The following is a 9954-nucleotide window of genomic DNA, read 5'->3' on the forward strand; positions in this document are numbered from 1 at the left end:
TTGGATATCATTTATCATGATTCAATCAGGACATGGGTTAACGCCAAAAAATTATGATTTAGTAAAAACATATTATGACACAGAACAGCCTATGCCAGTATTTGATGCAGAACCTGCCTATGAACAAATGCCAACAGCTTTTCCAGTTCCAGGAACACAATTTGAATATCATGGAGGTTGGATGGTAAGAAAACGTGCTTATTGGAGTTTGTTTGCCGGGTCTTTTGGACATACATATGGTCATGCCTCTGTGTGGTGTATGATTTCAGAAAAGGAAAGAGACAGTTGGAGATCCTATTCCTGGTTTGAAGCTCTTGACATGCCTGGCGCATGGCAGATAAAGATCCTGCGTGACTTTCTTGAATCAAGAGACTTAAGTCAGTGTATACCATCTCAGGAAATATTAATTGAACAACGTCATAAGAAGGAAGATATCCTCGATGAACATATTCAGGCGTGTATAAGTGAAGGGGAATTCATTTGTGTGTATTTCCCATCAGGTGGAGAAGAAACAATAGATGTGAGCAGGTTAAAAAGCGATGATTTACACATGTGGTGGTTTAACCCGAGAGATGGACAGTGCTATTTACAAAATAATGATAGTTCAGAAGAACCAATTCGTTTAACAGAAGTTTTAAAAAATGATGTAATGAAGATAGTCACACCAACTCGCGGAAAAGAACAGGATTGGGTATGTGTGATAGAGTGCAGAGAGAATCGTGCAACAAGACCTGGCAAAGTACAAATTTATGGAGAAATGCCTGTACCATCAGAGGTTAAGAAGGTTTTTCCCGCCTGGTAAGTAGTTGAGAGGAGTAGTAAGATGGCTGAAAAGATAAGTATGCTAGCTTCCCTGTAACTTGCTGTCCTGCTGCAATTGATACTTGCTAGCACCAGGAATCGTTTATTTATAGCAAAAATTGGAGTGTCATGAGGGGACGCGCTAAATTTTTAAGCAAATCTATTACTCATGGAAAGGAAATATGAATATGAAAATAATAAATATGAAAACAAATCGTATGACAAATCCATTGGGGTTTGATTTGGGGAAACCTCGTTTAGCCTTTATAACTTGTGAAACGACAGCTTTAAAACAGACAGCTGCACAAATACAGGTTGCTCTTGATGATGAGTTTATGAATATAGTATTTGACAGTGGCATAAGCGAGCAGATTGATAGTCTTGCTTATGAACTGCCAATAGAACTAGAGCCACGCACACGCTACTTTTGGCGTGTCACTGTTTGGGCGGATAATGGGGATATAGCTACCAGTGAATCGGCATGGTTTGAGACGGCAAAGCTCGAGGACCCTTGGCATGCTAAATGGATTACTCCTGATTTGGAAAAGGATGTACACCCAGTGATGCGGAGGGAATTTGATGTTTCAAAAGAAATTGTTTCAGCACGTGCCTATGTTTGTGGATTAGGATTATATGAAATAGAAATAAACAGTCAGAAGGCTGGAGAAGAATATCTTACTCCACATTTTAATGCATATGACAAATGGCTTCAGTACCAAACCTATGATATCACCGAATTAATAAGAACGGGACAAAACGCTATTGAAATTACACTAGGTAATGGATTATACAAAGGACGTTTTGGCTTTGATGGCGGAGAACGTGAAATATATGGTGATAAATTTGCCCTTTTATGTGAAATTGTAATAAAGTATGCAGATGGAACCATAAAGGTTCTAAATTCGGATGATTCATGGAAAGCAAGAAAGAGTAACATCTTATTTAGCGGTATTTATGATGGTGAGATTTACGATTCAACTTTATATGACAGAAACGACCATGATGTAAAGGAAATAGACTTAGGTTATGACCGATTAAAGGCAAGGTTGAGCCTACCGGTAGTAGTAAAGGAAGAGTTAAGTCCAATTGAGTTAATTACAACTCCAAAAGGAGAAACTGTACTGGATATGGGACAGAATATGGTCGGTTGGGTTCAATTTAAAACCACTGCCCCAAAGGGTACAGAAATAGTATTAGAATATGCTGAAATTCTCCAAGAAGGTAATTTCTATCAGGACAATCTGCGAACAGCTAAAGCTGAGTTTCGATATATATCCGATGGAGAGGAATCAACCATAAGACCACACTTTACCTATTATGGCTTTAGATATGTCAAAGTGTCAGGTTGGTATGGAGAAATTAATAAGAATGATTTTACAGGATGTGTTTTGTATTCTGATATGGATCAAATTGGGGATTTTGAAACCAGTAATCCCCTAGTTAACCGATTATTCCTGAATGCATTATGGGGTCAAAAAGGTAATTTCCTGGATGTGCCTACAGATTGCCCTCAGCGTGATGAACGAATGGGGTGGACCGGAGATGCCCAGGTATTTTCAGGAACATCGTGCTTTAATATGGATACTTTTGCCTTTTTTAGCAAATATGGATATGATCTCGCAAAGGAACAAGCAGCATTAGATGGTATGGTTCCCATGGTAGCACCTAAGACAAACCTTCATGGTGGGGGCTCCAGTGCATGGGGAGATGCAGCAACCGTTATACCTTGGAATGTATATCTTCATTATGGAGATAAATCCATTCTCGAACAGCAATTTGAAAGCATGAAAGGCTGGGTTGATTATATCAAAAAAGCTGATGAGGCATCGGGTGCCAAAAGGCTTTGGAGTACCGGCTTCCACTTTGGGGATTGGCTGGGATTAGATGGGGAAGACCCAAGTTTTCCTACAGGCGGAACAGAGATAGCATTTATATCTTCAGCTTATTACTGCTACTCTTCTATGCTGGTAGCCAAGGCTGCAAAGGTACTAGGTATGAATGAGTTAGCTAGTGATTACGAAAAGTTATCTATTGAAGTAAGAACTGCGATCAGGGAAGAATACTTTACTTCCACAGGACGTCTGGCATTGAGCACACAGACGGCATTAGTCGTTGCATTATTTATGGATCTGGTTCCTGAAGTTCATAGAAACAGAATAGCAAATGATTTACGTGAGAGATTGAAAAAGGATAATAACCATTTAAAGACTGGATTTGTTGGGACACCATACTTGTGTAGAGTACTCTCGGAGAATGAAAATAATAATTTGGCATATACTGTTCTGTTAAATCAGGATTATCCAAGCTGGTTGTATGCTGTAACTATGGGAGCTACAACAATTTGGGAACGTTGGAATTCTGTGTTACCAGATGGCAAGATTAGTGGAGACGATATGAATTCTCTAAATCACTACGCTTATGGTTCAATTGTGGAATGGATGTATCGAAATGTTGCAGGAATTAACCCAGTTGAAGAAAAGCCTGGCTTTAGAAAAGTAAGATTAGCACCACAACCTGATTATAGATTGAAGTATGTGAAAGCAACAATCAATTCTTCTGCGGGATTATACGAAAGTATGTGGGAACTGAATGATGAAGGACAGTTGACATTTAAATTTGTTATTCCTTTTAATACGAGTGCTACAATTGAATTACCAGATGCAAAGCATGAAAATGTAACGATAAATGGAAAGTCTTTAATTAATGAAGACGAAGTGAGTTCCGCTCAGGTTGAGAACCGGGTACATGTGGAGTTATCTAGTGGAACGTGGGAGTTTTCCTATGATCCAGAAGTTGACTATATAAAATATTACAGTACACAGTTGGCATTGCTTGAACTACTGAGCAATGAAGAGGCAAAAAAAGTATTGGAAGAAAAAGTCCCACAAGCTACAGCATTAACAAAGGAGATACTGGACAAGGTAGGGCAACAATCCTTAAGAGAATTATCAAATATGCCATTTTGGGGTATATCAACAGAAGTTTTAGATGAATTGGATCTTGTATTAAAAAGAAATAAGGTAATTGTCCCAATTTAAAAAGTTAGCATATTTTCAATAATCATTACGCTATCAATATCTTTCATGCAAGATATAAGATTGGTTGGCTTTATCAAAGTATTTTAAACTCTTAAAAATAAACTTCAAACGAATGTTCGGAATTATCCCTTTTCACATCTTCATGTTATTTATTTCTCGTTATCTCTACTTGATTATTTTTTCAAAAAAGTGGCCGTCTCAAAAGCACTAAAAATTAAAAAATACAGAGACCAACGAATACTGGTCTCCGTATTTTTTATTATATTATTTTTTCATTTTCTTACGAGAGACGGTCACTCAACTTTAACTTTACCAGCTTCCCTCATTTACAAATACGCCTATAGTTTAGGGATTTGTAGTGGGTGGATTATTTATTGTAATTTGAACTGCTTTCTAGGGATAGGTTGTATGATGAATAGGATAAAACTCAATGAAGGCCCTGAAAAGGTTAAGAATAACTTTTCAGGGCCTTTTTGTTTGATTGGAGGGGAATTAGAGAAGCAGAGAATGCTTATTCAGGGTGGTGATGGGGTGGTGATGGCTTCGCTCCTTTAAGCAGAGCACCAGAAGTTCACTTGGCACTCTGCTTAAAGGAAGGCAGGGTTCCGCTCATCGCTTAATCAGATAAGACGCTACCGCGTTTTTCTGATTAGTCGTAATTCTACTAGTGAAAGGTCTAATGTGAAGCAGAGGGTATGTCTTTGAATACGCTATCATTTAGGTAACAAAACATCACCAAAAGGTTAAAGGGGGCATTATGATGGCGCAAACGTCGTTAAGTAAAGACCTAGAATACCAGAATAATCCGAACGCGGAGCAAAAGGTTTCAATAGAGGTACCTAGGAAAAAACAAAGAAAGTTCATGAAATATCTGCCTTATTTCATCATGGTCACACCGGGGTTACTTTACCTTCTCATCAACAACTACCTACCTATGTTTGGTTTAGTGATTGCATTTAAAGACTTTAAGTTTGCAAGCGGTATCTTTGGTAGTGATTGGGTTGGTTTGAAGAACTTCGAGTTTTTGTTTAAAACACAGGATGCGTATATTATTACGCGGAATACGTTGCTGTACAATGGCTTTTTTATCATTTTGAATACGGTTGTCGCGATTGCGGTTGCGGTGTTATTAAACGAAATTCGAAAAGTATTCTTTGTACGGTTGTATCAAAGTATTATTCTTATTCCTTTCTTAATTTCGATGGTTGTTGTTAGTTATTTAGTGTATGCGGGATTAAGTGTGGAAAGTGGAGTTCTTAATAACACGATCCTTCCACTATTGGGATTAGAACCGATTTCATGGTACATGGAGCCAAAATATTGGCCGTTCATCCTAACCATTGTTAACTTGTGGAAGAGTATCGGATTTTTCACCATTATTTTCTTCTCGGCAGTTATCGGAATTGATAAAGAATATTATGAAGCTGCTACATTGGACGGAGCTTCTAAGTTGCAACAAATTAGAAAAATTACCTTACCATTAATTGCTCCTGTCATTGTGATGATGACATTGCTTTCGATTGGTCGTATCTTTTATTCAGACTTTGGTTTGTTCTACCAGGTGCCATTAAATTCAGGGATGTTATACAATACGACGAATGTTATTGACACGTATGTGTACCGAGGCTTGTTGCAGCTTGGAGATATCGGCATGGCGTCAGCTGCGGGTTTTTATCAATCTGTTGTTGGGTTTGCTTTAGTTCTAATTGCGAATTTAATTGTTCGTAAATTAAGTAAGGATAATGCGTTATTTTAATGGAGGTGTTCTGAATGAATGAAGAAACTCGAAGATGGCAGTGGATTTCACATATTATATTAGCAAGTATTTCAATTTTCTGTATCATTCCTTTTGTCTTATTAGTTATTTCATCATTTACAGATGAAATGTCGATTCTACAAAATGGGTATTCCTTTTTCCCAGAGAAATTTAGTACGCAAGCCTTCGTTTACCTATGGGAACAAAAAAATCAGTTAATCAGAGCGTATGGAATCACGATTTTTGTAACAGTCGTGGGTACTATCACTGGATTAGCATTTACCGCTTTACTTGCTTTTCCGTTATCTAGGAAAGAGTTTCCTTTTGGTAAGATTATTACCTTTCTTGTCTTCTTTACGTTATTATTTAACGGTGGACTTGTCCCAACGTATTATGTGTATACGCAAGTATTTGATATTAAAAATACGATTTGGGCGCTCATTGTACCGGTATTATTAGTAAATGGCTTCAATGTCCTACTGATGAGAACGTTTTTTGCGAATACGATTCCAGATGCCGTCTTGGAATCGGCTAGAATTGATGGGGCAGGCGAATTCAGAACTTTCTTCGCTATCGTATTACCGATGTCACTCCCTATTCTTGCAACGATCGGACTGCTACAAACAATAATGTATTGGAATGATTGGATGAATGGGCTAATTTATCTAACTGACCCGTCGCTGTACAGTATTCAAAACATATTAAATCGAATCTTGACGGACATCCAATTTTTAACGAGCAACAGTGATTATGCAGCGCAATCAGGTGAAGCGATATCTCAGTTACCATCAGCAACAATAAGAATGGCGATTGCGGTTGTCGGGATTTTGCCAATTATCATCGCTTATCCATTTTTCCAAAAGTATTTAATTAAAGGAATTGCGATTGGTTCAGTTAAATAGTAGCAAAGCCATGAGATAGTTTTCGGAATGCCGTTAAATGTTTCATGGCTTGCAAGTTGAATGAATAAAGGAAGTCGATATTGTACTATTCCCATGTCGGAATTGTAGCGGTTACATTCCGTGAAAACCCTTACAATTAAGGTGTACTAAAAAATAAATGTAAAAGAGGGATGACGATGGTAAAGCATTTGAACATGTGGAAAGTCCTTTTATTAGTAACAATCTTATTGGTTGCTGCTTGTTCTCCAAAGAGTGAAGGCACAAGCAATAATAGTAGTGCAGGTGCGGGTGAAACTGGTACAACGGGTGAGACTGAAGAGACATATGAAATTGTAATGGCTTTCCCGGTATTTGGCTCTGTACCACAAGATATGGATAAGGTAGAGGCAGCAATCAGTGAAATTACCAAAGAAAAGATTAATGCGACAGTTGACCTTGAACCAATCAGTATTGGTGCTTTTGGACAGCAAACTAATTTAATGTTATCTAGTAATGAAAAACTAGATTTACTAATGGTAAGTTTTACAACAATTGATGGTCTTATAGCTAAAGGTTCATTAAATGAATTAGACAGCCTTTTAAATGAGTACGGCGATGGAATTAAAGAAGTAATTGAGCCGAAATATCTAAATGCAGCCAAGCATAATAATAAACAGTATGTTATTCCTAACTATAATGAAATGGCTGAAACAAATGGTTTTTTAATTGCGCAGAAATACGTAGATGATTATGGTATTGATTTAACGAAGGTAAAGACGTTTGAAGATCTAGAATACGTTTTTGAAGAAATTAAAGCCAATAATCCTAATATTGCGCCACTTGTTCCTAGTATTGTAGGATTCTCAATGATCGACCACTATCGTTGGTTCGATAGATTAGGTGATAGCATTGGTGTGCTTCCAAATTATGATAACGACTTAAAAGTAGTAAATTTATACGAAACTCCTGAATATGCGGAACACTTAAAACTTCTTAGAAAGTGGTATGAAGCTGGATACATTTTGAAAGATGCAGCTACAAACCAAGACGCTGCAAAGGATTTATTTAAGTCTGGCAGGGGAGCATCGATGTTATATGGGATAAAACCGGGGTCTGCAGAGGAAGAATCTAAAGCGTATGGAATGGAAATGACTACAATACCTCTAGGTGAAGCTCATTCGACCACTTCAAACGTTATTGGATTGAACTGGGGTATTCCGCTTACTTCACAAAATCCAGAAAAAGCATTCCAATTCCTTAACTTAATGTTTAGTGACCAAGAAATCGCTCGTTTAATCCATTATGGAATCGAGGGTGAGCATTATGTTGAAGTATCTGAGAATGTGATTGATTATCCAGAAGGAGTCGATGGTTCGACGACTGGATATGGTTTGAATCAAAACTTTATGTTTGGAGATCAATTTGGTTCAGGTTATGTATGGAATGGAACAGATCCGGAGTTAGCTGAACAATATAAAGAATTTAACACAACCGCAATCCCTTCAAAAGCATTAGGTTTTACGTTTAATGCAGAACCTGTAAGAAACGAATATACAGCTGTTAGCAATGTTATTAATCAATATAAGCTTTCTTTAGAAACAGGAACTGTTGATCCAGAAAAAGTGCTTCCAGAGTTTATCGCTAAGCTAAAAACAGCTGGAATTGATACGATTATCGCTGAAAAGCAAAGACAATTAGACGAATGGGCAAGTAATCAATAAAAAAACTTAGAGTACTCCTATGTAATGTTGGAGTACTCCTTTTCATAGGCTGTTTTCGCAAAGAGTGTTGCAAATGGTGGATGAAAGGGTTTATTGACTATTTTGTTGTGTTATGAGATGTAACGGGCTTCTAACTGGCAGCTTAAAAAAAGATACAGACTCGCCTTCACTTTTTTCATCTTTGAATCAAGCAATATTTTTCTTTACTTTTATTATTTCTTGGTGATGAAAGCGCTTATAATAATTTAGCTATAGATATATAGTTGTTTTGACTAAAAAAGGAGAATTCAAATGGATAAGTTAAAAATTTCGGAGAATAGAAGATACTTTACATACCAGGATGGCACACCATTTATATGGCTTGCAGATACGGTTTGGACACTAGCACAGAGATTGAAATGGGACGATGTAGAGTACCTGATGCAGAAACGAAAATCACAAGGGTTTACTGTACTTCAGCTGGTTGCACTTGACCCAGAGCAGGATAAGGAAATGAGAAATCCAGCTGGAGATAAGGCGTTATTAAACAATAACTTGAACACGCCAAATGAAAAATATTTCGAGTATTTAGACTGGATAATAGATAAAGCAGAGGAATATGGATTTTATGTACTATTACTTCCTGTATGGGGAGAACTTGTTGTTGGTCATAACTGGATGGGGGAATTTTCGGAAAAAATTGTTACTAAAGAAAATGCTTATGAATATGGGAAATGGATAGGGAATCGCTATAAGGACAGAACAAATATCATTTGGTGTCTTGGTGGAGATAGACAGCCGATCCATCTCGAGGTCGATTACAAGGATGTTTGGCGGAGTATGGCTGAAGGTATTGCAAAAGGTGTACTTGGAAGGGACTTAAAACACAACCACAAAGACCTTAATTGGGAAAAGCTTCTTATGACGTATCATCCATGTCATGAACTGGAGACGGGGGAATGCTCAACCATGTCTTATTGGACGGACGAAGAGGCTTGGATATCATTTATCATGATTCAATCAGGACATGGGTTAACGCCAAAAAATTATGATTTAGTAAAAACATATTATGACACAGAACAGCCTATGCCAGTATTTGATGCAGAACCTGCCTATGAACAAATGCCAACAGCTTTTCCAGTTCCAGGAACACAATTTGAATATCATGGAGGTTGGATGGTAAGAAAACGTGCTTATTGGAGTTTGTTTGCCGGGTCTTTTGGACATACATATGGTCATGCCTCTGTGTGGTGTATGATTTCAGAAAAGGAAAGAGACAGTTGGAGAACATATTCTTGGTTTGAAGCTCTTGACAGGCCTGGCGCATGGCAAATAAAAATCCTGCGTGACTTTCTTGAATCAAGAGACTTAAGTCAGTGTACACCATCTCAGAAAATACTAACTGAACAACGTCATAAGAAGGAAGATATCCTCGATGAACATAATCAGGCGTGTATAAATGAAGGGGAATTCATTTGTGTGTATTTCCCATCAGGTGGAGAAGAAACAATAGATGTAGGCAGGTTAAAAAGCGATGATTTACACATGTGGTGGTTTAATCCGAGAGATGGACAATGCTATTTACAAAATAATGTTACTTCAGAAGAACCAATTCAATTAACAGAAGTATTAAAAAATGACGCAATTAAGATAGTAACACCAACTCGCGGAACAGAGCAGGATTGGGTATGTGTGATAGAGTGCAGAGAGAATCGTGCAACAAGACCTGGCAAAGCACAAATTTATGGAGAAATGCCTGTACCATCAGAGGTTAAGAA

General features: G+C 37.6%; 6 protein-coding genes. All 6 read left to right on the forward strand.

The window, feature by feature from the left end; translation table 11 throughout:
- Positions 1 to 802 (forward strand): apiosidase-like domain-containing protein (locus CEF19_RS19275; protein WP_198510324.1); only part of this gene is annotated, 802 nt, incomplete at its 5' end.
- A 187-nt stretch (positions 803 to 989) separates the two neighbouring features.
- Positions 990 to 3839, forward strand: a complete 2850-nt coding sequence (locus CEF19_RS19280) for an alpha-L-rhamnosidase (RefSeq protein ID WP_100407573.1) — start codon at positions 990 to 992, stop codon at positions 3837 to 3839.
- 862 nt (positions 3840 to 4701) lie between these two features.
- Entirely contained in the window at positions 4702 to 5595 is an 894-nt protein-coding gene (locus CEF19_RS19285) for an ABC transporter permease (protein WP_227522116.1), read from the forward strand.
- 14 nt (positions 5596 to 5609) lie between these two features.
- Entirely contained in the window at positions 5610 to 6497 is an 888-nt protein-coding gene (locus CEF19_RS19290) for a carbohydrate ABC transporter permease (protein ID WP_100407574.1), read from the forward strand.
- 176 nt (positions 6498 to 6673) lie between these two features.
- Positions 6674 to 8197, forward strand: a complete 1524-nt coding sequence (locus CEF19_RS19295) for an ABC transporter substrate-binding protein (RefSeq protein ID WP_100407575.1) — start codon at positions 6674 to 6676, stop codon at positions 8195 to 8197.
- Positions 8198 to 8488: 291 nt separating this feature from the next.
- A partial coding sequence (locus tag CEF19_RS19300; protein ID WP_100408383.1) for a glycoside hydrolase family 140 protein occupies positions 8489 to 9954 on the forward strand: 1466 nt, incomplete at its 3' end.

This window comes from Bacillus solitudinis, assembly GCF_002797395.1.
GTDB lineage: Bacteria > Bacillota > Bacilli > Bacillales > Bacillaceae_D > Halalkalibacter_A > Halalkalibacter_A solitudinis.

Coding starts and splice junctions, on each gene's coding strand:
- CEF19_RS19280 (WP_100407573.1), top strand. CDS start 990: ATGAAAATAATAAATATGAAAACAAATCGTATGACAAATCCATTGGGG.
- CEF19_RS19285 (WP_227522116.1), top strand. CDS start 4,702: ATGAAATATCTGCCTTATTTCATCATGGTCACACCGGGGTTACTTTAC.
- CEF19_RS19290 (WP_100407574.1), top strand. CDS start 5,610: ATGAATGAAGAAACTCGAAGATGGCAGTGGATTTCACATATTATATTA.
- CEF19_RS19295 (WP_100407575.1), top strand. CDS start 6,674: ATGGTAAAGCATTTGAACATGTGGAAAGTCCTTTTATTAGTAACAATC.